Source organism: Citricoccus nitrophenolicus (assembly GCF_047305825.1).
Taxonomy (GTDB): domain Bacteria; phylum Actinomycetota; class Actinomycetes; order Actinomycetales; family Micrococcaceae; genus Citricoccus; species Citricoccus nitrophenolicus.
Genome location: NZ_CP063070.1, coordinates 1,472,239 through 1,497,644, shown reverse-complemented (window position 1 = coordinate 1,497,644; position 25,406 = coordinate 1,472,239). Strand labels below are relative to the sequence as shown.

Sequence of the window (25,406 nt, the reverse complement as noted above, 5' to 3'; positions counted from 1 at the left end):
TCCAGGAGAAGACCTGGGCGGTGGAGCACCGCTCAGAACAGCCCGGCGATCGAGCCGACGATCCAGAAGACCACGAAGACCAGGACGAGGATCAGCAGGGCCACCAGCCAAGTCTTGTTCATGACGCCTGCGCCGCGCCGGTCCACGTCGAGCTCGTGGTTGGTGGGCCCCACGCTGGCGCCCTCGGCGGGCGGGGTGTCGCCGTCGATGCTGTGACCAGAGGTCTCACTCGTGGCTTCGGCCGCGTTCTCGGGAAGACCATGGTTCTCTTCAGGGCCGACCTCTGGATCGGTGTTGGGGTCAGTGTTGGCCACGGTTACCTGCCTCCTGCGGTCGGTGGTTCCGAGCGTGCGTAGGCACAGGCTAACAAGCCCTCCGGCCCGTAGAGAGGGTGGGTCTGCGGCCCCTTGGGGTTGGTCACCACCGGGCCAGCAGCTGTACGCCGCCCGCCAGTATTCCTGTGACCACTCCGCCGAGCGCCGCGACCATGCCGGCCACGGCCACCAGCGAGACCATCAGGGCCACGGCCCACTCGCGGCGCGAGCCGGTGGGGCCCAACACCGGCAGCTTCATCCGTCCGCCGGAGCTCCACAGTGCGCGGGTCAGTGGCGTCCTCGGCAGGGAGCGCGGTGGCCGCAGCTTGAGGGGCCAGAAGGGGTTGCAGCCGCCGTCGGTCAACATGTCCCCGGCGATGTGAACCGCAACCCCGAGCGCCACCGCGAGGACGAACCAGGATCCCTGGTCCCCTGACCCGAGCGCCACCAGCGCGCCCAGCGGCACGGCGAGCAGCCAGGGCACCTTCCGTGCCCGGTCCGGCATGAACGTCAGGGCCTTCACGGCGAAGGAGGCCAGGAGCACGGTCCCCAGGCCGGCGCCGACCTGTACGGTGCCCGTGGTGGTGGGCATGGCCAGCAGGGACAGCAACCAGGCGAGCACGGTGAAGGCGGCCAGTCCCAGGAGTGAGTGGGTGCCGTTGCGGTGTCCGCCGGCCAGCTTGCCGAGCAGGATGCACAGCCCTTCAGAGACCGGCGGCAACGAGTGCGCGATCGAGGCGTGGCGATGGTCGGCATCCGGCAGCAGGGCAGCACCCGCGGCCACGATGGCACCGGTCAGGACGCCCAGGTCAGCGATCTCCCCGAGCAGGCCGAAGCCCAGCGGGATCGCCTCCGGCAGGACCAGTGCGGAACCTGTGCCGAGGAGCCCGACGCCGGCCAGCGGCCCGAGCGGGATCGTCGCCTTCCCGGCGAGCAGCACCCAGGCCGCCGCCCCGCAGGCGGCGTGGTGCGGTCCCATCATGGGCAGGGGTCCTTCCTGGTGGTGTGACAGTCAGCCCGAGGTGGGCGACTATCCATCAGACCATGGGGGACGGACAGGCAGAGCACAGACAGACGATGATGGTGATGACGGCACGTATCAGCGCACCCGAGCGAACTGTGGGACCATCAGCATCATGGCAGAACGCGAGACGAAGGCACCCCTGACGGAAGCACTCCAGATCCTCAAGGGCACCAACGCCGACGACAGCAGGGTCAAGGCGAGGGGACGCCGCGCCCACGCCCGCGTCCTGGCCATGATCAACTTCGCCGAAGAGACGGCGTGGCTCAGCCGCGAGCAGCGCATCTCCAACCTGCTGATGCTGGCCCGGATGGACCACGAGGACTCGGCGTGGGCGCTCGAGGAGGCCCGCAACATGCTGCACGAGGAGAAGCCCTAGCAGCCGGATGCCTCAGGGGTGTTCTGGTGGAGGGACTGAAGGTAGGCCCTCCATCCACCGTGATGCGTGATCTCCTCGGCTCCCTCCACGGCATAGGGCTCCACCAGGAACCCCGAGACCTCGCGACCATCGGCGAGCGTGACCGTACCGATGCACATGGGTGCGGGAAGCCCGGCCACGAACGTACCGAAGGCCGCGGGGCTCAGCGCCCAGACCTCGACGTCCAGTGCGGCGCCGCCGTCCAGGGCTCGGACCACGCCGGGCTTGGGCGGATCGGTGGCCAGGGCGAAGAGCCGGTACTGCTCAGCTGTTCGGGACTTCTCAACGAACCGGGCCGACAACTCGAGCAGTTGGCCGTTGAGCGGTTGGCCGCGCAGATGTGCGCCAGCTACAACCAGCAAGAGGTCGTCTGGGTCCTTCGCAGCGTCCGGCACCGTGTCAGCAGCCACCGAACCCACCCTCTCGTGCGGCATCGATCAGGCGAGCATCCTCGAAGACATCCCCGATCAGTTGAATGCCGAACGGCAGGCCGTCCACCCGCCCGGCCGGAACGGCCAGCGCGCTCAGGTCCAACAGGTTTACGAAGTTCGTGAAACGGCCCAACCTGCTGTTGGCCCCCACGGGGTCCGCGGCCACCTCAGCCAGGGTCGGATGGAAGGTGGTCGTCGGCAACACGAGGGCGTCGATCTCGCTGAAGACGGCGCGGGCGGTCCGCGTGCAGCCGGCCACGAAGTCCAGGTCGGCGAACACCCGGTGAGCGGGAATGCCGGCGGCAGCGGTGATGATCCCGCCGACCACCGGGTCGACGTCGCGGGGGTATGCCTCCACGAATTCCCCGACCGCCGTGTACCGCTCGGCCACGAAGGCTCCGTCATAGAGCAACGAGGCCGCGGCCAGGAACGGCTCCACATCGACGGGCACGGTGCGGAACCCGCGGCGTTCGAAAGAGGCGATGGCCGCGTCATAGGCCTCCGCCCAGCCGGGGGCGAGTTCGCCGAGCTGTTCGGGACGCACGTGGCCCACCACGCGGTCCAAACCGGCCGGACGCAGGGGTGCCGCCTGACGGGAGCCGGGATCGTCGTCGTCGGGCCCGGCCATGAGATCGAACGCGAGCCGGGCCAGGTGCAGGTCCCGCGCCATGGTGGTGACCACATCCTGGGAACGGCAGGCCGGCACGACGCCGGTGGTGGGCGCCAGCCCCTTGGTCGGCTTGAGGCCGTACAGACCGTGCAGGGCAGCCGGCACCCGGCCCGAGCCGGCCGTGTCTGTGCCCAGGGCGAAGTCGACCAGCCCCAAGGCCACGGCCACGGCCGAGCCGCTGCTGGACCCGCCCGAGATCCGCGTAGGGTCCTCGGCGTGGCGGACGGCACCGTGCGGGCTGCGGGTGCCGACCAGCCCGGTGGCGAACTGGTCCAGATTGGTACTGCCGAGCACCACTGCCCCGGCGGCCCGCAGCCGGCTGACCACGGGGGCATCACGTTCGGGCGTGTACCCGAAGGCGGGACAGGCTGCGGTGGTGCTCAGCCCGGCGACGTCGATGTTGTTCTTCACGGCGAACAGGGTTCCCGCCAGGGGCCGGTACTCGCCGGCCTCCCGTTCGGCCAGCGCCGTGGACACGTCCTCGGTCACGTCCTGCTGTGCTCGCAGTTCGATCCAGACCTCCGGCCTGTCCACCTCCGTCAACCGGCGGAATCGGCTGTCCACCAGTTCGTCTGCGCTACTCGTCTCACGTGCGGTGATCGTCATCGCATGGCCTCCTCTGTGTAGCTGTGGTCCCACTCGGTGATGTCGGTGCTCGAGCCGGTGCTCGAGTCCGTGCCCGGCTCGGTGCCCGTGTCCGTGGGGGCCGTGCGCAGCACCACCAGCACCGCTCCCGGTGCCACCTGCGCGCCCGGCTCCACCACTACGCGCTCGATGACGCCGTCACTGACCGCGTGCACGGGGGCCTCCATCTTCATCGCCTCCATCGCCAACAGGGTCTGACCGGCGCTGACCTGATCGCCGACCTCCACCTCCACACGGACCACGTTGGCGGCGAACTGCGCTTCCATCCCCTCGCAGCCCGCCGGAATCTCCACGGTGGTGACGTCCGCCTCCGGCACGGCCTCGACGGACGCGGCGCGCTCGAACTCGCCGGCGTCCTCCCAGGCCTGACGTTCAACGTCGAAGGCCGTCTGCTGGCGGTCCTTGAACGCGTCGATACTGTCCTGGTTCTCCGCGAGGAACCGTTCGTAGTCCGCCATCGAGAACTCGCCGTCCTCGATCTGCAGAGGCAGGCGACCGGCGGCCATATCGGCCCGCATGGTCTCCAGCTCCTCCGTGGAGACGGGGTACCACTTGATGCGGTCGAAGAAGCGCAACAGCCACGGCGTCCCCTCCTCGAACGGCCCGCGCTGGCGGTGCGTGGACCACACCTGGGTGGTCCGGCCGACGAACTGGTAGCCGCCCGGCCCCTCCATCCCGTAGATGCACAGGTACGCTCCACCGATCCCGACGGCGTTCTGCGGCGTCCACGTGCGGGCCGGGTTGTACTTGGTGGTCACCAGCCGGTGGCGCGGGTCCACCGGGGTGGAGACCGGGGCTCCCAGATACACGTCCCCCAGTCCCAGGACCAGGTACTCGGCGTCGAAGAGCACCGAGCGGACGTCCTCCACGGAGTCCAGCCCGTTGATCCGGCGGATGAACTCGATGTTCCACGGGCACCACGGGGCGTCGTCCCGCACGCCCTTCTCATACCGGCGGATGGCCTCCCGCGTGGAGGGGTCATCCCAGGAGAGCGGGAGGTGCACCGTGCGGCTGGGCAGCTTCAGATCCTGCGTCGGAGGCAACTGCGCGTCAATCTCGAGCACGTGTTCCAGCGCCTCATCGAGGCTGAGCACGTCCGGGTCCAGGTGCACCTGCAGGGAACGGATGCCCGGGGTCATCTCCAGCACGCCGGCCAGCGTGCCGGCGCTGATCCTCTCCTGCAGCCCGCGGCGCAGGGCCTCGATGCGCATCCGGGAGGCAATGTCCAGCGTCATCTCCCCGTATTCCACGAGCACGTTGGAGTCGCCGCTGCGGCGCACGGTCATGTCCGGCCGGTCCTCGGTGGCGGGCACGAGGGTCACGATCCCGCCGTCGACGACGGCGTCCCGGTCCGCCAGGACCTGGCGGCGCGGGTCCGCCCGCAGGTCTGCAGCCTGGGCCTGGGTGATGGGGACGAAGCGGACACGGTCCCCGGCGGAGAGCTGGCCGAGCTTCCACTTCTGGCCTTCGGCCACCGTTGCGGGGCACGTGAATCCGCCCAGGCTCGGACCGTCCGGACCGAGAAGGATCGGCATGTCTCCCGTGTAGTCCACCGCGCCGACGGCGTAGGGGGTGTCATGGATGTTGGAGGGGTGCAGTCCGGCCTCGCCGCCGTCCCGCCGGGCCCATTGCGGCTTGGGCCCGATCAGCCGCACGCCGGTTCGGTCCGAGTTGAAGTGAACCTCCCAGTCGGCGGCGTAGAACTCCTCCATGCCGGCCTCGGTGAAGAACTCGGGCGCGGCGTGCGGACCCTCCAGGACGCCGATCTGCCACGCCGTCCCCAGCTGGGGGCGCCGGTCCGCCGGGACGTCGGTCACCCGGTGCGGGACCCGCGGCGTGTTGAGGCCGATGATGTCCCCGGTGGCCAGGGCGTGGCCGGTGATGCCACCGATCTCTCCCTGGACGAAGGTGGCGGCGGAGCCCATCACCAGCGGGACGTCCAGTCCGCCTTCCACGAGCAGGTAGGACCGCATCCCCGCAGCGGCCCGGCCCAGGGACAGCGTGTCACCGGCCTGCAGCTCCAGCACCGCCCACTGCTCGGCCGGCAGGCCGTTGACGAGGACGTCCGTCTGGGCGCCGGTGACCATGATCCGGCTCGGCGTGTGGAAGCGCAGCGTCGGGCCGCTGGCCGTGACCTCCAGCCCGGCGGCACGCTCGTCATTGCCCAGGGCCTCATTGCCCAGTGTGAAGGACAGGTCATCCATGGGCCCCGACGGCGGGATCCCCACGGGCCAGTAGCCCACTCGACCCGGGCGGTCCTGGATGGTGGTCATGATCCCGGACTTCAGCACCTCCAGCCGGGGCGCGGCGCTGCGGACCCCGTCCAGGGTGGCCGTGGAATGCTCCACCGCGGCCACGGCCGGCAGTCCGGTGATGGTGCGCAGCAGGCCCAGGTTGGTGGCCAGGCCGTAGACACGGGCCTCCTCGAGTGCGCCGGCGAGTGCGGCCCAGGCCTGGTCACGATCCTCACCGCGGGCGATGAACTTGCTCAGCAGCGGGTCATAGTGGGCGCTGACCTCGGTTCCGGGCTCGATCCAGGAGTCGATCCGGATCCCGTCCGGCTCCACCAACCCGGTCACGGTGCCGGCGCTGGGGACATTGTCCAGATCAGTGTTCTCGGCGTAGATGCGGGCCTCGACGGCCGCCCCGCCCGGGACCAGGGCCGCTTCCATCATCTGGTGGTCGCCGCCGGCCAGGCGGACCATCCACTCCACGAGGTCCACCCCGTAGACGGCCTCGGTGACCGGGTGCTCCACCTGCAACCGGGTGTTGACCTCCAGGAACGCCACATCCTCGCGGACCGGGTCATAGATGAACTCCACCGTGCCGGCGGACCGGTAGTTCACGGAGGCGCACAGTGCGCGGGCGGATTCCTGCATGCGCTCGCGCACCACGTCCGGCAGGCCGGGGGCGGGTGCCTCCTCAATGACCTTCTGGTGGCGGCGCTGCAGGGTGCAGTCACGGTCGCCGAGGACGCGCACGGCACCGAGACCGTCACCGAAGACCTGCACCTCCACGTGGCGGGCCCTCTCGACCAACCGCTCGAGGAAGACCCCGGCGGAGGCGAAATTGGCGCCGGCCACCCGGCGCACCCCGTCCCAGGCCTGGCGCAGTTCGTCCGGGGTGCGGCATTCCTGCATCCCGATCCCGCCGCCACCGGCCGTGGCCTTGAGCATGACCGGCCAGCCGATCGAGTCGGCGTGGGAGACGGCATCCTCAGCCGAGTCCAGCAGTCCGGTGCCGGGCAGCAGCGGAACCCCGGCGGCGACGGCGGCGTCCCTGGCGGTGTGCTTGGTGCCGAACACCCGCAGGTGCCTCGGGCCGGGGCCCGATGAACTCGATCCGGGCGGCCGCACACGCCTCCGCGAACTCCGGGTTCTCCGAGAGGAAGCCGTACCCGGGGTGGATGGCCCCCGCGTTCGTCTGGCGTGCGGCCTCGAGGATCCGCTCGACGTTGAGGTAGCTCTCCGCGGCCGCCGCGGGACCGATGTGAACCGCCTCGTCGGCCAGCAACACGTGGCGAGAACCGCGGGTCGGCATCCGAGTACACGGCCACGGCCCGCAGGCCCAGCGCCTGCACGGAGCGGATGAGGCGGACGCCGATCTCGCCGCGGTTGGCGATCAAGACGGTGTCAAAGGAGATGCCTGAAGAGGTGTCGGAGAACGTCATGGTCAGCCCTCCTGGATCTGGAAGCCGGTGGTGCCGGAGGCACCGGTGGTGCCGTCAGCGCCGGAGGAGATGATCATCTCCGTGCGGGACGGGTCGAAGCCGTTGCAGGGGTTGTTGACCTGTGGGCAGTTGGACACGATCACCAGGGTGTCCCGTTCGGCCCGCAGGCTCACGGACAGCCCGGGGGCGGAGATGCCGTCCACGATGCCCAGGGCCCCATCAGGGTCCACCGGCACGTTCATGAACCAGTTGATGTTGGAGACCTGGTCCCGTTTGCCCATCCCGTAGTGGGAGAGCTCGGCCAGGAAGTTGTCGGCGCAGCCGTGCTGGGACCAGGTGTGGTGGCCATACCGCAGCGTGTTCGACTCCTTGGAGCAGGCGCCGCCGAGGGTGTCGTGACGCTCGACGTCCGTGGCGATGACCGTCATCAGCGGATCGTACTCATTGGTGCGCAGGACGGATCCGGCGGTGAGGTAGACGCTCTGCTGCCCTTGGAGGGTGGCCTGGACACTGTAGGCACGGGCGGTGTCCTCAGCGTCGTAGGCCAGGAAGTCAACCGCCTGGTTGCCGTCCCGGTCCACGATCGTCAGTACCTGGCCGGCCGGGATGCGGGCGGACCAGGGCGCGCGCGGTGCCACGGCTTCGCGCCGCAGTTCCGTGCCGAGTACGGCTGGACCGGCTGGACCGGCAGGGGCGGAGGCTGAGGTGGGGGAGGCGGTGCTGGCGGGGTGGGTGCTGGCGGTGTCGAACGTGGTGCTCATCGGATGTCTCTCCATCAATACGTCTGAGGTGTTGTGGGTGTTCAGGCCAAGCCGCGGGAGCGAAGGTACTCGGCAGTGTTCAGGTAGGCGCGGCGGCGTTCGGGGTCCACGGCCATCGCGGAGGGATCCTGCACCGCGTCACCGGAACGCCAGGCGACCACGTCCAGCTCGGTGCAGGTGTAGTCCTCGCGCGGGTCCAGCGGGTGGGCCGCATTGGCGATGAGTACGGTGCACGGCATCTCGGTCACGAAGGCGAGGCTGTGGCCGGCTCCAGCGGAGCCGGTGAACTCGGGACGGCCGTCGTCGTGAATGGTCACGCCTTGGAAGAAGGACAGCGCGGCCGGAAGGTCGCGGCGCTGCAGGCCGTGCTTGGCCCCGGCGACTGCGAGCAGTTCCCGGCCCGCCGGGCTGGGGCCCTGGACCTGACCGTCCCCGTAGCGCTCTTCATTGCGCGCCCGGAGGCTGGGTCCGTACAACCCGTCATGACGTCCGGACGTGTCCTCGAGCACGGTGGCCATCGCCCGGCCCTGGTCCGAGAGCAGCACCTGGCCCGCCCCGCTGTAGACCTGCCACTGGATCTTCATGGTGTCGGCGACGTTGAGCCGTTCCCAGGGCTCGGTGGTGTTGTAGATCAGCACCGAGGCGCAGGCGTCTCCGGCGAGGTCGGTGAGCCTGACGGTGACGCCCCGATCCAGGACCCGGTGGGTGTAGTTTCCCCCGGCCACCCGCTCGGCCCAGACGACGTCTGCCGAGGCCACCCCGGCGGGTGGTTGCGAGAGCCCGGTGGCCGGAACCCTGGGCATGGACTCGACGGCGGTGCCCTCCTGGGCACGAGCGTGCTCACGAGCACCCGCCGTCGTCGCCGTGGTGGACGGGCTGGCCGTGCTGGATGTGCCGGACGAGGCAGTGGACTGGCTGGTGATGGTCATGGCCTGCTCCTTCGGAGTGCTTTTTCTATCGACTGACAGAAAGAACATCAGATGGGCGTTTCAGTGACGTGTGACCACTGTTTCGGGCAGATGAACCCGTGGCCCGCTTGGTAGATTCGGTCCATGACGAAACCTCGGGGCCGGCCGCGCAGGAACCCCACCTCCCCGACCGGGCTCGGCGCCGAGCAGGACATCCTGCACGCGGCGGGCGAGCTGTTCGTCCAGCACGGATACAGCGCGACCAGTACTCGCGCGGTGGCGGAGCGTGCCGGCCTGCAGCAGGCCAGCGTCTACCACTACTTCACCTCGAAGGAGGAGATCCTGCTGCGGCTGGTGCTGTTGACGGTGCGTCCCTCGCGCCGTTTCGCGGAGCTGTTGGCCACCGTGGAGGCGCCGCCGCAGGTCAAGCTGTGGGCTCTGTGCTTCGCGGACACCCGGTTGCTGATCGAGGACCCGCAGAACCTCGGAGCGCTGTATTTCAGCCCGGAGCTGCGTGCCCCGGCCTTCCGGGAGTTCCACGCTGACCGCGACGCGCTGGAGACCGTCTATGCCCAGTTGGTGGATGAGGCTACCGGGCAGTCGGACCATCACCTGGACGCGTCCTTCACCGGGGCGATCGTGATGGGACTCGCCGAGAACATCATCGTCCTGCGGCAGCGCACCCGGCCCCTGCCCGGGGATGCGGCCGAACGTATTGCCGACGACGCCCTGTACCTCGTGGGTGCAGGACGCCACGCGACAGCGCAGAACCGCCTGCAGGCGCTGGAGTTGATCCAGCGCCTGCAGGCGGAGGGGAGTGGGCCAGTGCCCGTGGGCTAGCCCGAGGAGGTGGCGGCAGACACCGGCTCCGGCATGGGCTCCGTCGCAGGGGCCGGTGCTGGCGCTGCCACCGGAGCCGCTGCCGCCTCCGGGCTTCGAACCGGCATGGCCGTGGCCGCCGGGAGTCCAACCTGGTGCCGGGGGCGATCGGTCATGCCGATGGCCAGGTAGGCGATCGCCGACACGGCTGCCGCCACGAAGGTGGACCAGCCGTCCATCTCGACACCGATCACGTCATTCGGCAGGTAGAGCAGGGTGTTGTCCACCCCGTAGATGGTTGGCGTGAGAACGAAAAACACCATGCGCAGTCCCAGACCCAGAACCGTGGAGATCATCAGCGCACGGGTGCTGGCGATGCGTGTCCAGAGGGAGAACAGGAACGGCGCCACCAGGCTGGCGCACAGCAGATCGAACGCCAGGGTCAACAGGATTCCCGTGTGGTTGACGCGCAGTGCGACGATGATGCCGATCACCGCGACCGGCACCATGGCGTATCGCGAAGCACTCAGCAGGCCGGCCCGGGAGATCATGGCGGTGGCGCGGGCACCGGTGAAGATGTTCGTCACGATGATCGAGGACGAGGCCAGGAAGATGCCACTGACCGTGGTCAGTGACGCGGCCACCAGGGCGGCGATGACGGTGATGGCGATCGGCTGCGGCACCGGTCCGGTGAGCAGGCCGAAGAGCAGCGGCCCGTCGAAGTCACCGAGCAGGCCGGCTCCCGTGACGGCGACGGCTGCCAGGGGCACACACAGCACCACGGTCCCGACGGCGGCCATGATGCCTGCTGCCCTTGCGCCGCCAGGGCTCCGGGAGGAGGAGACGCGCTGGAAGACGTCGATGGCCACGAGGTTGCCCAGGCCGAGGGCGAAGATGGTGGCCCAATTGACCACGGAACCGGCCGAGGACTGCGTCAGTTGCTCGAAGTCGAGCACTCCCAGGCCCTCCGGTGCCGAGTAGCCCGGGCCCATGAACATCCACAGGGACAGCCCGACGAAGCCGAGGGTCATGACTCCCATCAGGAACACGCCGGTGTAGACCGAGGCGAACATGCCTCCCACCAGGGTGTATGCCAAGGCGACTCCAGCCACGATGACGATGGAGAGCCAGTACGGCACTCCGGCGAAGTACTCCATCAGCAGCCCGAGTGCCACCAGGTTTCCGGCCATGAGGATGCCGAAGCAGACGATCGCCAGCACTGAGCACAGCAGCTCGCCGGGCCGGCCGAAGCGTTGCAGGAAGTATGAAGGCAGCGAGGACAGCTCCATGGCCCGGACCCTCTTGGCGACGAACAGCCCCAGTAGCAGCATGCTCACCGCCAGTCCGATGGGCATTGCTGCACCGGCCCAGAACCCGAAGCCACCGGAGAGGTCCGCTGCTCCAACGGTGGCGTTCGAATCGATGACCTGAGACATCAGCAGGATGGCGACGATCGGTGCCGTGAGCGTTCGACCCGCGAGGGTGAAGTTTCCGGCACTGCCGCGCACTCGCCGGGCAGACCAGAACCCGAGCAGGAGTAGGACGGCAACGGTCAGGAGAATGCTGGCGCCGATCATGACCGACCATCCGCCCGGGATGCGGCATCGATCACTGGAATGGGCTCGAAGGGCAACGGCGCCTTCGTCTTCTCGGTCATGGCTCTGCCTTTCTTGGAAGATTTACGCAGGGCGGATGTCCCGAGACGGGGCATCCAGGAAGCGATGAGGCTCCTGTGTCCGGCGCTACCGTGGCGCGTCTGGAGCGGCCGGCGCTCATGCACGGCCGGACTGGGCAAGACCAACGAATCCACTCGGCACCTCTTTTCGATCAAGCGAACGATAAGAGTCAAGTGGATGGATGTGTCCGCCCTGTTTCTGGGGCGTCAAATCTGGAGATCGACTACTTCACAGCCGATATGGAGTCATCCCAGCCGCAGGGCACAGCAAAGCGCCCGCCCCCGATTATTTGGGGGCGGGCGACGCCATGCGCTGGGTGGTCCAGGCCGCAGGTGCGCAGAACCCGCGGCGATGGACGGACGGGGAACCCGCCACCCGTGAATCGAAGGGACGCTACAACCTCGAGCGCCTCGCATCAGTCTGCTCGCTGATCTCCCGCAGGTATCGCACCACGAGGTTCAGGAATCCTGCGATGGCGATCAGCGCCACCAGGGCGAAGATCAGGGAAGCGACGCACAGGATGACGAAGAAGTTGAGCCCATAGCCTTCTTCCATCCCGAAGTAGAGCGGGACCACGGAGGCTGCGCCACCCGTGATGATGGAGCCGATGGTCCCTACGGCGAACCAGCTGCCGACGCTGTCTGACATGGTGGATGCACATCCGTTCTGTGGAGTGTTGAGTGCGAGCGAGTGAGTAGAGGCAGGTGCCGCGGCCTGGGCCACGGCACCTGTAGGAGAACAACGACGGCGGCCCACCGGCCCCGCTGTCAGCAGGCCCGGTGGGGAAGGCCCGGTCAGACCGGGCAGCTTTGACTACAGCCCCGTCTGGCTCACACCATACTGAGCCTGCTCCGCGGTGAAGCCCTCGTAGACCAACTGGTCAATCAACCCCGAGCGGGAGAATGACGTGTAGTCCAGGTAGTCTGCGGCGGACTTGGCGGCCTGCTCGTTCCAGTCGACCTCCACGCGGTCCACGGCCCATGTGGCGTCGGCGGTCGAGTACTCCTCGTATTCCAACTGGCCAATGAGCCCAGTCCGGGAGAAGGCCGTGTAGTCGAGATAGTCCTGGGCCGACCGAAGGGCATTCTGCTGGCTCAGGGTGCCGCGTTCGGCTTCGGCCTCCGACTCTGCTTCCTCGGCAGCCCGAGCTTCTTCCGCTGCAGCCTCCTCTGCGGCCAGAGCCTCTTCCTCGGCCTTCTGGGAGGCCTCCGCCTCCTCGGCGGCCTGGGCATCGGCTTCTGCCTTCTCTGATGCCTCGGCCTCGGCACGGGCCGACTCTTCGGCTTCTTCCGCCGCCTCCGCATCGGCTGACGCGGTGGCCTCGGCGAGCTCGATGTCTTCCGAGGCCGAGGGGGAGGCCGACTGGCTTGAGGAAGCATCGGCCGAATCCTGGCCGTCACTACCGCAGCCCGTCAGGCCGACGGCGAGGAACAGTGCCAGGACCCCAGTGGGGAGGACGGCGCGCTTCTTCTTGTACCAGGGCTGGACTGCGCGGCCGGCGGCCTTGGCAGGCATGGCGTCAGTCGGGGTGCCGCCGGTTGTCGGGTCCTGCGGGTATCCGGAGGGGGAATGCTGGTTCTTGGCCATGGGTAGCTCCTTCATGAGGATCGCGGGGGAAGCGATAGACGATGTGAACCGGGGCGGCGGAGGGCCCCGCCGTTCCGACTCTCCGGATCTGCCGGAACAGAGACCGAGGGAAGCCCCGCCTGCTGGTGGGATCGATCTGTGCCGGACATTACGGAGGGGCACGGACGAGATAAGGCCGACTGCGTGGGGGCTGCCGTGGATGGATGACCAGAGTGGGGAGTCGCAGTATGAAGATGCTGTTGCCGAGGCACCTCAGATCCTCTGGGGGACGGTGGATGAATTCCTCGACGCGTCGTATTTAAGTACTGACCATCTTCAGGGGCAAGCAAAAGCCCGGAAATGCAGGGAAGCAGCGCCGTTCACCTTAAATACGGTGATCGTGTGCGCTACATTCTGGACGCAGGACCATTCGGTACACGAAGGAGATGCTGCGATGCCGGCCGACGCCGAGGTAGATCCGGAGAAGGCCCGGGGGCTGGAAGAAGTTGCTGAACAACTGCGAGACGCCAAATTGGACATGGCGATCCGGGCCGCGGACTGGATCCGGCAGGAGCTGCAGTCCTACGAGCCGGTGCTCCAGGAGCAGCTGCTGGATTCGGTGCAGGTCAACCTGGAGCGGGCCGTGGGCACTCTGCTGTCCGGCACGGTGCCGACCGTGGAAGCGGCGGAGAATCGGGCCGTCACCAGGCAGCGCATGGATGCCGGTGCGCCGATCGGAGACATCATCCGGGCCTACCGGATCTCCCTCACGGTCATCTACCAGGACTTCCTGGCGCTGGCCGAAAGCGCCGGGATGACTGCGGCGCAGATCCTGCATGGTTCGCAATTGCTCTGGCAGTTGGGTGACTGGTTTACCGCGGGGGCGGCTGCAGAGTACCGGTACAACGCGGCGCAGTCGGCGGTCCGCAAGGCCCTGGAGCGTGCCGAGGTGGTCCGCCGTCTCATCGACGGCGAGGAGTGGCCCGCCGGTTTCGAGGCCCGGCTTCGGGATCTCGGGATCGAGCCGGGCATGCCGTACCGGGTGCTCCTGGAGAAGAGGGTGCAGAGAACGACGCCGGCCGGGGACCGCGGTGCTGACCGCCCGGCCCCAGCGGCGGGGCTGAGGGCCGACATCGACGGCCAGGCAGTGCTCATTTGGCCGGACACCAAAGACCCGCATGAGGTGACCCGGGCCGAGGGTCAATGTTGGGCTGCCGGACCGTCTCGGCCCTTGCCGCTGCTGGAGGAATCCGCCGAGGTGGCATACCGGATCCTCAGAGCCCTTCCCAGCACATCCACTGGCGTCCACACCATGGAGGACGTGGGGTGGCGCTTGGTCCTGCCCTTGGACAAGCTGACCCAGGACGTGCTGTCTGAGCGGTACCTGGGGCCCCTGGAGCCGGGCACTCGTGCCGGAACGGAAGTCCTCGAGACCCTGCAGGCGTTCCTGGACCATGGGCGCAATGTCCGCCGGACAGCCGAGGCGCTGACCGTCCACCAGAACACGGTGCGTTACCGCCTGGAACGATTCGAGCGGGCGACTGGTGCCACCCTGCAGGACACCGAAGTGGTGACTGGCCTCGCCCTGGTGCTGGCGTGGTGGTCCGAAACGCGCTGAATTGGAGTTTTCTCCAAAGGCCGGGAGTGAATGGCGGAGCCACCTCCGTGGCCTGGGTCACATCCGGCTGGCTAGATTCGTGAGCAAGGAAGCACTGCCGACGGATCGCCACCAGGAGGCCCACGATGACCCACATGAGCGCCACGCCACCAGATCACCTGGACACCTTCATCCAGATCTGGGAACGCGCAGTCGTCCGTCACGGAGATCGTCCCTTCCTGGTGTTTCGTGAAATATATGGCGCCACCACGGGGTGGACCTACGCCGAGTTCGACTCCGCCGTGGACCGCGCAGCCGGGCTGTTGGCGGCCCATGGGGTCGGCGCGGGAGACGCGGTGCACCTGTGCCTGCGGAATAGCCCGGGCTTCATTGCCGTGTGGCTGGCGGCGGCACGATTGGGAGCCTGGATTGTCCCGGCGGATCCGGCGGCCTCGGCACGGGACATTCGCCGGCACCTCGAGCGGGTCAACCCCGTGGTCGGTTTCGCCTCCACCGAGAGGGCGGCGGTCTACCGAGAGGGTGCCTCCGGTGCAGGGCTGACGATCATCGAGCTGAGTGAAACGGCGCAGGACCTCGGCCCGGGCGGTGCCCTCCACGGTGAACCGCTGCCCCGCGAAGATCGCGCCATGCCGGAGCCGATGGACCGTCTGGCCATCATGTTCACCTCCGGAACCACCTCCGAACCCAAGGGCGTGGACCTGACCCAGGCCAACTACGCGGCAGTCGGCCAGTCCATGGCTCCATCCGCCGGGCTGCGCCCCGAACACCGTTGGTACGTCTCCCTGCCGCTGTTCCACGCCAATGCCCAGTACTACTGCTTCGCCGCGGCCATGACCGTGGGCGCGAGCGTGGGCCTGGCCGCCACGTTCTCCGCCAGCCAGTGGATCCGGATCGGCCGCGAGCTCGAGGCCACCCACGCCTCACTGTTCGCGGCCCCGATCCGGATGATCCTGGCCCGCACCCCGGCTGGCACCGCACCGCTGCAGCTGCAGCACCTGTGGTTCGCCCAGAACCTGGCCCCGGCCCACCATGAAGAATTCGGGCGGCTGATCGGTACCGCCCCGCGCCAGCTCTACGGCATGACGGAGACGATCGCTGTGGTCACTTCGGACCGCGGCGCCACTCCCGGGGCCGAGACCATCGGCACCGTGACTCCGGGCCGCACCGTGACCCTGCTGGACCCTGTCACCCGCGAACCGGTCCCGGCCGGGGAACGTGGCATCATCGCCGTCCGCGGGGTGCGTGGGGTGGACCTGTTCCGCGGATACCTTGACGACCCGGAGACCACAGAGCGGTCCTTCCACACGGACCCCGAGGGCGCCGCGTGGTTCCTCACCGGGGATCTGGCCACCGTGGACACGGCCGGGACCTGGCGCTTCGTCGGTCGCGTGGATGACGTGGTCAAGGTCTCGGGCGAGAACGTCAGCCTGACCGAGGTGGAAGCGGCGCTCGCTGAGGTCCCCGGGGTTCTCGAGGTAGCCGTGGTCACCATTCCCGACGCCGTGCGGGACGTCATCCCGGTGGCCTATGTGGTCGCCCGGGACCCCGCGAACCCGCCCAGTGAAGAGGAGCTCGCAGCCTGGTCCCGGGAGAATCTGGCCCCGGCCTCCAGGCCGCGCCACTGGCACCTCATCGACGAACTGCCGCGCACCAGCGTCGGCAAAATCCGCCGCTCGGCCATCGCCCGCTGACGTCGGCCCAACAAGGGAGCACACCATGAGCACACCCCAGACGACCACAGGACCGGCCGCGGCCGACCCGGTGAGCCGGACCCGCCGCCGTCGTGCCTTTGCTGGTGCCATCTCCGGCCATGCCATCGAATGGTATGACTATGGCGCCTACGGATTCCTGGCCGTGTACGTCGGCCAACTCTTCTTCGCCGCAGACGACCCGGCGCTCGGGCTGCTGAGCAGTTTCGCGGTCTTCGCCCTGAGCTTCTTCATGCGTCCGCTCGGCGGGATCTTCTTCGGTCCCCTGGCCGACCGGCTCGGGCGCAAGGGCACCATGATGGCTGTCATCCTCATGATGTCCGGTGCCACGTTCCTGATCGGGGCGCTGCCCACCTATGAGACAGTCGGTGTCTTCGCGCCGATCCTGTTGGTGTTGCTGCGCTGCATCCAAGGCTTCTCCGCTGGCGGTGAGATCGGTACAGTCACGGCCTTCATCGCCGAGTACGCCGGTCCCGGCCGCCGCGGCTACGCCACCTCATGGCTGATGTTCACGGCCGTGATGGGCCTGGTGCTCGGCAGCCTCGTCGCCAACGGCATGATCGTGGCCCTCGGCGACGAGGCCATGCTCGCCTGGGGCTGGCGCGTGCCCTTCCTGGTCGCAGGCCCGCTGGGCATCGTGGGACTCTACATCCGGCTCAAGCTGGAGGACACCCCGGAGTTCCAGGCCATCGCCGCCCGCGGCGGTCAAGCCAAGTCACCGCTGCGCGAAGCCGGACAGTGGATGCGGCCGATCGCGCTGGTCTTCGGCATCATCACCGTGCACGCCTCCATTTTCTACCTGGTGCTGACCTTCGCTTCCACGTTCCTCACCACCCACCTGGGCTTCGATGACACCACCAAGTTCTGGTACGTGCTGGCCGCCGGGGTCCTGGCTGCCATCGTCATGCCGATCGGCGGATGGTTCACTGACCGCTATGGCCGAAAGCCGTTCCTCCTGGTGATCGGGGTGCTGGCCACGGCCTCCATGATGTGGTTCTTCTGGTCCGCACCGGGCGCCACGGCCCAGTCATTCGTCTGGCCGCTGATGGCCTGCGCGGTGACCTTCGGCCTCTACGCCTCCTCCACCTACGCGCTGATGACGGAGCTGCTGCCCACTCACATCCGCTCCACCGGCATCGCGCTGGGCTACAACGTCCCGGTGGCCGTGTTCGGCGGCAGCGCACCCTTCATTGCCTCCTGGCTGATCTCTCTGGACGGGGACATCACCTTGCCGTGGACGTTCTTCGTCGGCACCGGCGTGCTGTCCCTGGCCTCCCTCCTGGTGTTGAAGAAATCAGACTTCGCCCGGGTGGTGCAGGTCTCCGGCGGCCATCTGCCTCCAGACCTGGCCACAGGTGCCCGCGGCAGCGCGCAGACAACGGAGCCGGTACGCGATGCCTCGACCACAGGGCCTGACGCAGTGGCCGAACAGGGAGCCGGAGAGTCCGAGTACGGAAAGGTGCAGTTATGACCGCCGCCTCCCGCGAGGAGCTGCTGATCACCGGCTGGGGACACACCCCCTTCGGACGCAGCGAGGCCGATTTGGAGGCCCTGATCGGCCGAGCCGTCCGAGAGGCCATCGCTCACGCCGGCCTGGAGGCGAAGGACATCGACGAGGTCTGGTTGGGCAACTTCAACGCTGGGCTTCAAGAATTCTCCGCGCCGTCCTCCCTGGTGCTGTCCGCGGACGAAGGACTGTGGGGCGTACCCGTCACCCGGGTGGAGAACGCCTGCGCTTCCGGGTCCAGCGCCTTCCAGGCCGGGGTGCGGTCCGCACACTCGGGACTGGCGCAGAACGTGCTGGTGGTCGGGGCGGAGAAAATGACTGCCGCCCCGGCCGAGACCGTGGGCCGGGCCCTGATGGGCGCGGACTTCGACCACGCCGGCGAAGTCTCCTCCACGGGCTTCGCCCGGCTGTTCGCCGAAGTGGCGGACGCCTATGAGCAGCAGGGGGGATCGCCGTCGGATGCCATGGGCGCCATCGCACACAAAAATCACCAGAACGGCCTAAGGAACCCCCTGGCGCACCTGCACAAGGACTTCTCCCTGGATTTCTGCCAGACCGCCTCGGAGAAGAACCCCGTGGTCTCCGGTCTGCTGCGCCGCAGCGACTGCTCCCCGGTCTCGGACGGGGCCGCCGCACTGGTCCTCTCCCGCGCCGAGGACCGCTCCGGTGACGCCGCCACTGAGGGTGTCAGGGTGTTGGGGACTGGCCAGGCCAATGACCACGTCCGCGGCAGCCAGCGCGATCCGCTGGCCTTCGCGGGGTCGGCCCGGGCTTGGCAGCAGGCCTTGGGCCGGGCCGGGGTATCCGTGGGGGACCTGTCCCTGGTGGAACTCCACGACTGCTTTACCATCGCCGAGCTGGCGCTCTATGAGGTCCTCGGACTGGCCGAAGCTGGCCGGGGAATCGCCGAGCTGGAGTCCGGGCGATTCCACCGGGACGGGGCTCTCCCGGTGAACGCCTCCGGCGGGCTGAAGTCCAAGGGTCACCCCGTGGGTGCCACCGGGGTGTCTCAGCTGGTGCAGGCCGCCATGCAGCTCACCGGCACCGCCGGGGCGGCCCAGCTGCCCAACGCGGGGATCGCCGCGGTGCACAATATGGGCGGGCTGGGTCTGGCGAACAACGTGGCGGTGCTGGGGGCTCGGTAGGTCTGCGCTACCCCGCGGTGAGGCCCTCGTAGACCAGCTGGCCAATCAGGCCAGGACGTGAGAACGACATGAAACTGGGTTATTTCTCGGCGGACTTGGCCGTCGGCATGAACTGAACTGACCCAAGCCACGACCGGCCTCCCGCTATATGTATTAATAGTGTTGCTAGGAATCCTATTGATACATGCTCCTGATCGGCATGCGAGAGGCTGCCGAGATGCTCGGCGTCGCCCAGAACGAGATACGCCGCCTGCCGGCGCACGTGTCGCTCGCCGGCCAGAAGGTCGGCGGTTGACTGCTGATTGAGACCGCCGAGCTGAAGCGGCTTCGGCATTCCGAGCGTTCCGCCGGCCGACCCTTGCCACCGAGCACCGCGTGGGCTGCCCTTGAGCTTCACAGTGGACTGGGCACCTCCCTAATAGACCAGCCGCGCACGCCGAAGCTCAGAGCCGAGGATGTCGCCCAGGTCCAGGCGATGGTCGAGCTGGGCCTCCCCAAGACTCAGATAGCCGCACAATGCGAGGTTCCGCGGCAGGCCCTGTACACGGTGCTGAGGAAAGCTAGCCCCGCAGTGGACACCGAGGAGGTTGTCGCTTGAGACGGCTCCAGCGGATGCGGGCCGCATGCTTAGAGCCACAGAGACCAAATGCTTGCGGCGGATCCGGCGACTAGGCCGCTGCCGACCAATGCCCCGTCCCATGTCAGCCTCTTCAATTGTTTCCACGCCTCCGCTCCTGAACTGGTCGTGGTGATTCCCCAGTCTGATTGGCCGTAGGACCTGCCCCACTTGTCCTTCTTCTCGAGTTCCTGAAGGATCCAGTCGTCGGCCAACTGCCTTTCGCAGTCGGTAGTTGCTGAGGATTTCCTCCGCCAGGCTTCCTGCCTGATGGCCTGTATATGGGGTTGTCGGTGGTGATGCTGTCGTGCTGGACCAGACACAAGAAGGATCGCTCGGACTATGCCCACGATCGGGAGGACGGCTGCAAGTAGATACAGCAGGGTGACAAAGCAGAGTTGCATTACTCAATTATGGGTCTCGGTGCCTCGGCCGGGGCGCATCCGGCGCCGGCGAGGTGTGCAACCTCGGGGCAGTGTGCAGGGGGTGCCCGGGTTGTTTCATTTAGAACCCCTTCACCATGCAGTCCTTCGTGCCAGTCTTACGTACATCCCAGTGTGCGGCTGCTTCTCGCGGTAGTCGTTTGTGGGTCGGTGCCTACGTTGGAAGGGGCCCTTGCGGAACGCGACCCGAGTAGCGTTTCCCCTAGGAAGCCCCAAATCGGGCGATGATAGTTGTTCATGATGAGTGTGCTCGGGTAACCGGGGAAAGTTGAGGGGTGCGGTGCAGGAACAACTGGATCGAGGACGTATCCGCAGTAACCTGGCTGAATTCTCCAGTGCTTGGTCGGAGCGGATTGAACAATGGCGGACATCGGGGCAAGGGCACACGGAGAAGTCCTTCGCTCAGCAGTTCTGGTCAGATCTTATGCGGTGCTTCGGCATCATTCCGGAGCGCATCGACCTGTTCGAACGCGACGCGGCCCGGGCCAGCACCGGACGGACGGGATACATCGATTTCTTCTGGTCAGGCGTGGTCATCGGCGAAGCCAAGAGCTTGGACAGTGACCTGGACATTGCCCACGCGCAGGCCCTTGACTACCTCACGGGCGGATCGGTTGCGCAACACGAATGGCCCAAATTCGTCCTGGTGACGGATTTCGCGACCTTCCGCCTAGACCGACTCGGAGAGGACCGGTGGACCAGCGGATTCTCGCTGGACAACATCGCCGACCACGTCGACGAACTGATCTTCTTCGCCGGCCAGGAGACAATCACCAAACGCGAAGAGGAAGAAGCCTCCATCCAAGCGGCCGGTCTGATGGCGGGCCTGTTCAACGCGCTGGTCGGTGAGGACGTCGACGTGGCCGTCTCCGACGACGCGCCGGAGAATGCCGAGGAGGAGGACGCCCTCACGCAGGAAGCCTCGATCTTACTGACCAGGCTGCTGTTCCTGCTCTACGGAGACGACGCCGGATTGTGGGAGTCCGACCTGTTCCACCGGTGGGTGGAAATCGACACCACCGCCGACAACCTCGGTCCCCAGCTAGATGCACTGTTCTCGGTCCTGAACAGCCCCACGAACCGCCGCAAGCACGTCCCCGGCATCCTAGGTCAGTTCCCATACGTCAACGGTGGAATCTTCGACGGCACCGGCCGGGCCGGATTCCTCACCGCACAGATGCGTGATGCACTACTGGCCGCCTGCAGGTTCCGGTGGACCCATATCTCACCGGCCGTGTTCGGGGCCATGTTCCAACTGGTCAAGTCCAAGCAAGCCCGTCGCGGCGACGGAGAGCACTACACTTCCGAAACCAACATCCTCAAGACTCTCGGCCCGCTCTTCCTGGACGACTACCGAACCCGCGCGGACCGACTGATCCGCAACAAATCCACGACCCGCAAAGAATTCCTGGCTCTGATCGAGGAACTGGCCACCAACATCTACGTGGACCCAGCCTGCGGGGCCGGAAACTTCCTGAACCTGGCCTACGCCCAGTTGCGGGAGATCGAGACCGACATTCTGGCCGAAATGCGCCGGCGCACCGGCTCCATCGACCTCTCCCTGGACGCGACCCTGGACCAGCGGTTGACCATTGATCGGTTCTACGGCTTCGAGATCAACTGGTGGCCAGCCAAGATCGCCGAAACGGCCATGTTCCTCGTCGATCACCAGGCCAACCGTCAGATGGCCCGTGCCCTTGGTCAGGCCCCCGAACGGCTTCCCATCGCTATTACGGCCACGATCATCCACCACGATGCACTGACCCTGGACTGGGGGGAGATCCTACCCAAGGTCCCAGGGCGAACCTACGTGTTCGGCAACCCGCCCTTCCTCGGGGACCACACCCGCACCAAGGACCAACTAGCCCTCATGCAGGCCGCTTGGGGGGAGGGCAAGCAGCTCTCCCGCCTGGACTTCGTCACCAGCTGGCACGCGCTCACTCTCCGCCTACTGTCTGACCGGGAAGGCGAATGGGCGTTTGTGACCACCAACAGCATCGTGATGGGCGACCAGCCCGAGCGGCTCTTCCGCCCCATCTTCGAGCAGAACTGGCGGATCAAGTTCGCCCACCGCACCTTCCAATGGGACTCGGAAGCCCCAGGCAAGGCGGCCGTGCACTGCGTCATCGTCGGCTTCACTCGCGATCTCTCCGCCCGGCCCTCGCTCTTCGAATACGACCACGTCCGGGCCGATCCGGAGGCACGGAAGGTCTCCGGACAGATCAACGCCTACTTGGTAGACGGACCCAACGTCTTAGTCGCCAAACGATCCCAGCCTCTGGCCCCCAACCTGCCTGAAGTCCAGTACGGCTCCAAGCCGACTGACGGGGGAAACCTCGTCGTGCCTGTCGAGGACTACGAGCGGGTGCTGGCGGATCCGGTCATGGCACCCTATGTGCGGCCCTATGTGGGATCCAGGGAGCTGATTAACGGTCAGAAGCGCTGGTGTCTTTGGTTGGAGGACATGGAGCCCGCGGCACCGACTAAGTCCGCCGAGCTCAAACGCCGGCTTGCCGGCGTGGAATCCGAGCGACTGAAATCCAAGGCGGCGACGACCCAGGACTGGGCGAGATTCCCCCACCTATTCCGGCAACGCGGGCTCGTCTCTGACGTGTCCTTCGTGGGAATCCCCGAGGTCAGCAGCGAGGCCCGCCGCTACCTGCCGGTCGGACACCTCGAGCCGGAAACGATCATCTCGAACAAGGTGTACGGAGCCGTGGACCCCGACGGGGTGATCTTCGCGATCGCCTCCTCTTCGATGTTCATCACCTGGATGAGAACCGTCGGCGGGCGGATGAAATCCGACCTGTCCTTCTCCAGCACCATCACCTGGAACAACTTCCCGCTCCCACCACTCACCCCCATTCAGCGCAAAGCACTCAGTGCTGCGGGGGAAGCCGTGCTCGTGGCGCGCGACCAGACACCAGACCGGTCACTGGCGCAGCACTACGCCCCATTGGGAATGTCTCGCCCACTGGTCAAGGCACACGATGACCTCGACGCTGAAGTGGATAAGTCCCTCGGTGCGACCCGCCGATGCCGCACCGAGCTTGAACGTCAGGAGTTGCTCTTCACCCGATTCAGTGAAATGAGCTCAGAAAGTCGAATCGGTAGCTGACCCATGGCGACCAATGAGATAGTTCCCGGACAGCCACGCCTGGGATGGTTCGTTGATGGAGACCCGGATACAGAGCGCATCGCGGTCATGCTTCGTGACACTGGAACAACGATTGAACTGACAGTTCCTTTGCAGGGGATGTTCGCGAAGAGTGACCCGTATCGTCGATGGTGGTCATCCGGGTTTGATTTTGCCGACGACCCGGACCGGACGAAGTACAGCTATCGTCCCCCGCACATTCTTCTTGTTCATGACGCACATGGACCCGTAGTTCTGGTCGGTTGCCGTTCCTCAGGCTCAACGTCCAGCCTCAGCGTCGGTCAGGGACATATAGTTGCGAACTTTGCCGTACTAGGTGGAACGCACCTCAACTACGCCAAGGTTGACGGCCTCCGGACGGAGATTCCCGCGCTAGCTACGTGGACACGCTTAAGTAACATGACCATCGACATAAAGGCCAGCAAAGAGAACCGAGTCCAGTCAGTTCAGATGACATTGACGAACGCCGAGCCGATCAAACTTGCTCGTCCGATGAACTTGATGATGCAGTCGAGCTGGCGAACCGAGAATCCTACTGGTGGCTTCTTCGCCTACGAGGGCGTCCAACTAGAGACATCGGTAAGCAGGGTGCGTAGCTGGGATGCACATCTCCAGTTGCACGGGGCGATTCTCGACCTTGTCTCGATAGCGGCTTGGAAGCCATTCGGCATATCCTCCACGAAAGTGCGGCGTTCCGATGACGCTCACCGAAGTGTGGCTGGGACCTCTATGGGGGAGCGCTGGTCGCCGGTGGTGACTCACCGATTTCCCAAGCATGAGCCGTGGACCAAGGACCCTCACTTCCTCTTCCCATATGACGAAATAGGGCCCCGTGGCGTGCATCGTTGGTTACAACTCCGGAAGACGTACGGCAGAGTGATTGGTCCTTTGCTGAATGTTCTTCGCTCTGACGATCGCTGGGGCCACCCGAGTGGGGTGCAGAGCGGTATCGCCCTGGAAGCGCTCGGATACCTCGTCGACATTGAGAAGAGTGGCGGAGCGAATCTCAACAACCGCAAGCAAATGAACTTCAAGCCGGGGCTGCGCGTGATCTTGAAGGATATGCAGGTCAAGCCATTCTCGGACGTAGAAGGATGGATTGATCGCGCTGACGAAGCGTATATGGGTGCGAAGCACCCTGATCGCCCCGAACCGGACTCCCTTGTTCAGATGAACACCCTTCGCGAAAACCTTCTGGTCTTGCGCTTCTGGATCGGATTGGAACTCGGGGTCAAGCCCAAGTCTCTCCTGGCGGCTCTGGAAACAGATCCCTTGGCTGATGCGTTTGTTCTGGTTGACTGAACGCTATGCAACAGGCGACGGCCGCTGCTGATATGCATGTCGTCGACATTTGACTTCTGAAACGGTCGGATGTTCCAAATCGGTTGCTCCCGCCCGTCTTCCCGCTGGCCCGCCATCCACAGGTACGACTAGTTCACCCGTAGTCGGACGTTGCAGGGCAAGATGGTCCACATGGCGCAGCTGAATCGTGAGTGGGCAATCAACGAGCTCGATGGATTTCTGGAGGCGACCGCTCAAGTCGCCTATAACAACAGTGGCGGCGGCGTCTTTGTTCTTGGGACGCACATGCGTAGTTCGGAAACGGAGGCCGCGCAACGGGCGCATGTCGTGGAGCAGATTTTGGATCGGGTTCTCCCCTCCTGGAACAGGGATCGGCCGGATGATGACAAGCGATACAAGTGGCTTCGCGGGCAGGCTTCGCGGGCCAAGGTCGCCTTGGAGCGGGCTGCCGAGCTCGCGGAACAGTTGGGTGACAACGCCCCGGACATGGATGCCGCAAACCTTCACTCGTGGGCTTGGGAGAGCGGCAAGTCCTTGTGGAACAGCGGCCACTTTCACCAGGCGGTGATGCAGGCGGCCCTGCGCATCAACTCCGAGACTCAGGCGAAGTTGGGGCGAGTGGACGTCTCTGAAAGGAAACTCTTCAACGAAGCCTTCTCGCTGGACGACCCAAAGGAAGGCGCACCCCGGCTCAGGCTGATGGGAGACGATGGCAGCGACTCGTACAAGAACCGTCACGTGGGTGCTCGCGCGTTTGCCGACGGGCTCTACGCGGCGATCCGCAACCCCGGAATGCATCAACCGTCGCCCGCCGATGGAGGTGAAGAGCAGCTGGCCCTCGAACAGCTGGCGGCATTCAGTCTGTTGGCCCGTTGGGTCGATCAGGCCGAAGTGCTGAGGAGTTAGCCACCCAGTTGGCCCGCGTGTGCCGCTGATCGGATGGCGACCACATCCGTTCATGAACGACAGTTTGCCGACACTTTGTTTTGATGGCGCACAACCAGAAGCCG

General features: G+C 66.4%; 20 protein-coding genes and 1 pseudogene. 9 read left to right on the top strand and 12 right to left on the bottom strand.

Annotation, left to right across the window (positions count from 1 at the left end; all coding sequences use genetic code 11):
* Window positions 1-32: 32 nt before the first annotated feature.
* Both IMT31_RS06870 and IMT31_RS06865 read right to left on the bottom strand, forming a co-directional pair.
* A complete protein-coding gene (locus tag IMT31_RS06870) occupies window positions 33-314 on the bottom strand; it encodes a DUF6480 family protein (RefSeq protein ID WP_413544200.1) in 282 nt (93 codons plus the stop codon).
* A gap of 103 nt (window positions 315-417) precedes the next feature.
* Window positions 418-1,296, bottom strand: a complete 879-nt coding sequence (locus IMT31_RS06865) for a metal-dependent hydrolase (protein WP_413544199.1) — start codon at window positions 1,294-1,296, stop codon at window positions 418-420.
* 154 nt (window positions 1,297-1,450) lie between these two features.
* Here IMT31_RS06865 and IMT31_RS06860 point away from each other — a divergent pair, with 154 nt between their 5' ends.
* A complete protein-coding gene (locus IMT31_RS06860) occupies window positions 1,451-1,714 on the top strand; it encodes a hypothetical protein (RefSeq protein ID WP_413544198.1) in 264 nt (87 codons plus the stop codon).
* Here the strand turns inward: IMT31_RS06860 and IMT31_RS06855 are convergent.
* From IMT31_RS06855 to IMT31_RS06825, 7 genes and pseudogenes are all read right to left on the bottom strand, one after another.
* Window positions 1,711-2,163 carry a hypothetical protein gene (locus IMT31_RS06855; protein ID WP_345354394.1) on the bottom strand — a complete coding sequence of 151 codons (453 nt, stop codon included), beginning with the start codon at window positions 2,161-2,163 and terminating at the stop codon, window positions 1,711-1,713. The two genes, IMT31_RS06860 and IMT31_RS06855, sit on opposite strands and share 4 nt — an antisense overlap.
* Window positions 2,153-3,460, bottom strand: a complete 1,308-nt coding sequence (locus tag IMT31_RS06850) for an allophanate hydrolase (protein ID WP_413544197.1) — start codon at window positions 3,458-3,460, stop codon at window positions 2,153-2,155. The genes IMT31_RS06855 and IMT31_RS06850 overlap by 11 nt, the downstream gene beginning before the upstream one ends.
* Entirely contained in the window at window positions 3,457-6,804 is a 3,348-nt protein-coding gene (uca, locus tag IMT31_RS06845) for an urea carboxylase (RefSeq protein ID WP_413544196.1), read from the bottom strand. Before uca ends, IMT31_RS06850 begins: the two co-directional genes overlap by 4 nt.
* Window positions 6,716-7,039, bottom strand: coding sequence for a biotin carboxylase N-terminal domain-containing protein (locus IMT31_RS06840; protein WP_413544195.1), 324 nt, complete (start codon window positions 7,037-7,039; stop codon window positions 6,716-6,718). The genes uca and IMT31_RS06840 overlap by 89 nt, the downstream gene beginning before the upstream one ends.
* 43 nt (window positions 7,040-7,082) lie before the next feature.
* Window positions 7,083-7,169, bottom strand: a pseudogene (locus IMT31_RS06835) (hypothetical protein); the annotation flags it as partial.
* Between the two features lie 2 nt (window positions 7,170-7,171).
* Entirely contained in the window at window positions 7,172-7,930 is a 759-nt protein-coding gene (locus IMT31_RS06830) for an urea amidolyase associated protein UAAP2 (protein ID WP_413544194.1), read from the bottom strand.
* Window positions 7,931-7,971: 41 nt separating this feature from the next.
* Window positions 7,972-8,859: an urea amidolyase associated protein UAAP1 gene (locus tag IMT31_RS06825; RefSeq protein ID WP_345354402.1), complete on the bottom strand. Its 888-nt coding sequence runs from the start codon at window positions 8,857-8,859 to the stop codon at window positions 7,972-7,974.
* Between the two features lie 123 nt (window positions 8,860-8,982).
* Here IMT31_RS06825 and IMT31_RS06820 point away from each other — a divergent pair, with 123 nt between their 5' ends.
* On the top strand, window positions 8,983-9,678 hold the full coding sequence (locus IMT31_RS06820) for a helix-turn-helix domain-containing protein (RefSeq protein WP_413544193.1): 696 nt from the start codon (window positions 8,983-8,985) through the stop codon (window positions 9,676-9,678).
* Here the strand turns inward: IMT31_RS06820 and IMT31_RS06815 are convergent.
* The 3 genes from IMT31_RS06815 to IMT31_RS06805 form a co-directional block, all read right to left on the bottom strand.
* Window positions 9,675-11,234 carry a sodium:solute symporter family transporter gene (locus IMT31_RS06815; protein ID WP_413544192.1) on the bottom strand — a complete coding sequence of 520 codons (1,560 nt, stop codon included), beginning with the start codon at window positions 11,232-11,234 and terminating at the stop codon, window positions 9,675-9,677. The genes IMT31_RS06820 and IMT31_RS06815 overlap by 4 nt on opposite strands.
* Window positions 11,235-11,726: 492 nt before the next feature.
* Window positions 11,727-11,981 carry a hypothetical protein gene (locus IMT31_RS06810; RefSeq protein WP_413544191.1) on the bottom strand — a complete coding sequence of 85 codons (255 nt, stop codon included), beginning with the start codon at window positions 11,979-11,981 and terminating at the stop codon, window positions 11,727-11,729.
* Window positions 11,982-12,146: 165 nt separating this feature from the next.
* Complete coding sequence (locus IMT31_RS06805) at window positions 12,147-12,920, bottom strand: Ltp family lipoprotein (protein WP_413544190.1); 774 nt, start codon at window positions 12,918-12,920, stop codon at window positions 12,147-12,149.
* A 433-nt stretch (window positions 12,921-13,353) separates the two neighbouring features.
* Here IMT31_RS06805 and IMT31_RS06800 point away from each other — a divergent pair, with 433 nt between their 5' ends.
* The 7 genes from IMT31_RS06800 (at window position 13,354) to IMT31_RS06770 (ending at window position 25,302) form a co-directional block, all read left to right on the top strand.
* Window positions 13,354-14,517: a PucR family transcriptional regulator gene (locus IMT31_RS06800; RefSeq protein ID WP_413544189.1), complete on the top strand. Its 1,164-nt coding sequence runs from the start codon at window positions 13,354-13,356 to the stop codon at window positions 14,515-14,517.
* A 134-nt stretch (window positions 14,518-14,651) separates the two neighbouring features.
* A complete protein-coding gene (locus IMT31_RS06795; RefSeq protein ID WP_413544188.1) occupies window positions 14,652-16,208 on the top strand; it encodes a class I adenylate-forming enzyme family protein in 1,557 nt (518 codons plus the stop codon).
* A gap of 25 nt (window positions 16,209-16,233) precedes the next feature.
* Window positions 16,234-17,697, top strand: a complete 1,464-nt coding sequence (locus IMT31_RS06790; protein ID WP_413544187.1) for an MFS transporter — start codon at window positions 16,234-16,236, stop codon at window positions 17,695-17,697.
* Complete coding sequence (locus IMT31_RS06785; protein WP_413544186.1) at window positions 17,694-18,878, top strand: thiolase domain-containing protein; 1,185 nt, start codon at window positions 17,694-17,696, stop codon at window positions 18,876-18,878. The genes IMT31_RS06790 and IMT31_RS06785 overlap by 4 nt, the downstream gene beginning before the upstream one ends.
* A gap of 1,339 nt (window positions 18,879-20,217) precedes the next feature.
* On the top strand, window positions 20,218-23,055 hold the full coding sequence (locus tag IMT31_RS06780) for a DNA methyltransferase (protein WP_413544185.1): 2,838 nt from the start codon (window positions 20,218-20,220) through the stop codon (window positions 23,053-23,055).
* Window positions 23,056-23,058: 3 nt separating this feature from the next.
* Complete coding sequence (locus IMT31_RS06775) at window positions 23,059-24,396, top strand: hypothetical protein (protein ID WP_413544184.1); 1,338 nt, start codon at window positions 23,059-23,061, stop codon at window positions 24,394-24,396.
* 171 nt (window positions 24,397-24,567) lie between these two features.
* Window positions 24,568-25,302 carry a TIGR02391 family protein gene (locus IMT31_RS06770; protein ID WP_413544183.1) on the top strand — a complete coding sequence of 245 codons (735 nt, stop codon included), beginning with the start codon at window positions 24,568-24,570 and terminating at the stop codon, window positions 25,300-25,302.
* The last annotated feature ends 104 nt before the right edge of the window (window positions 25,303-25,406 follow it).

Excerpts from the sequence above, each read along its gene's own strand:
- IMT31_RS06790 (WP_413544187.1), top strand. The coding sequence starts at position 16,234 with ATGAGCACACCCCAGACGACCACAGGACCGGCCGCGGCCGACCCGGTG.
- IMT31_RS06785 (WP_413544186.1), top strand. The coding sequence starts at position 17,694 with ATGACCGCCGCCTCCCGCGAGGAGCTGCTGATCACCGGCTGGGGACAC.
- IMT31_RS06800 (WP_413544189.1), top strand. The coding sequence starts at position 13,354 with ATGCCGGCCGACGCCGAGGTAGATCCGGAGAAGGCCCGGGGGCTGGAA.
- IMT31_RS06795 (WP_413544188.1), top strand. The coding sequence starts at position 14,652 with ATGAGCGCCACGCCACCAGATCACCTGGACACCTTCATCCAGATCTGG.
- IMT31_RS06840 (WP_413544195.1), bottom strand. The coding sequence starts at position 7,039 with ATGCCGACCCGCGGTTCTCGCCACGTGTTGCTGGCCGACGAGGCGGTT.
- IMT31_RS06815 (WP_413544192.1), bottom strand. The coding sequence starts at position 11,234 with ATGATCGGCGCCAGCATTCTCCTGACCGTTGCCGTCCTACTCCTGCTC.
- IMT31_RS06805 (WP_413544190.1), bottom strand. The coding sequence starts at position 12,920 with ATGGCCAAGAACCAGCATTCCCCCTCCGGATACCCGCAGGACCCGACA.
- IMT31_RS06850 (WP_413544197.1), bottom strand. The coding sequence starts at position 3,460 with ATGACGATCACCGCACGTGAGACGAGTAGCGCAGACGAACTGGTGGAC.
- IMT31_RS06860 (WP_413544198.1), top strand. The coding sequence starts at position 1,451 with ATGGCAGAACGCGAGACGAAGGCACCCCTGACGGAAGCACTCCAGATC.
- IMT31_RS06865 (WP_413544199.1), bottom strand. The coding sequence starts at position 1,296 with ATGATGGGACCGCACCACGCCGCCTGCGGGGCGGCGGCCTGGGTGCTG.
- IMT31_RS06830 (WP_413544194.1), bottom strand. The coding sequence starts at position 7,930 with ATGAGCACCACGTTCGACACCGCCAGCACCCACCCCGCCAGCACCGCC.
- IMT31_RS06770 (WP_413544183.1), top strand. The coding sequence starts at position 24,568 with ATGGCGCAGCTGAATCGTGAGTGGGCAATCAACGAGCTCGATGGATTT.
- IMT31_RS06820 (WP_413544193.1), top strand. The coding sequence starts at position 8,983 with ATGACGAAACCTCGGGGCCGGCCGCGCAGGAACCCCACCTCCCCGACC.
- IMT31_RS06775 (WP_413544184.1), top strand. The coding sequence starts at position 23,059 with ATGGCGACCAATGAGATAGTTCCCGGACAGCCACGCCTGGGATGGTTC.
- IMT31_RS06810 (WP_413544191.1), bottom strand. The coding sequence starts at position 11,981 with ATGTCAGACAGCGTCGGCAGCTGGTTCGCCGTAGGGACCATCGGCTCC.
- IMT31_RS06825 (WP_345354402.1), bottom strand. The coding sequence starts at position 8,859 with ATGACCATCACCAGCCAGTCCACTGCCTCGTCCGGCACATCCAGCACG.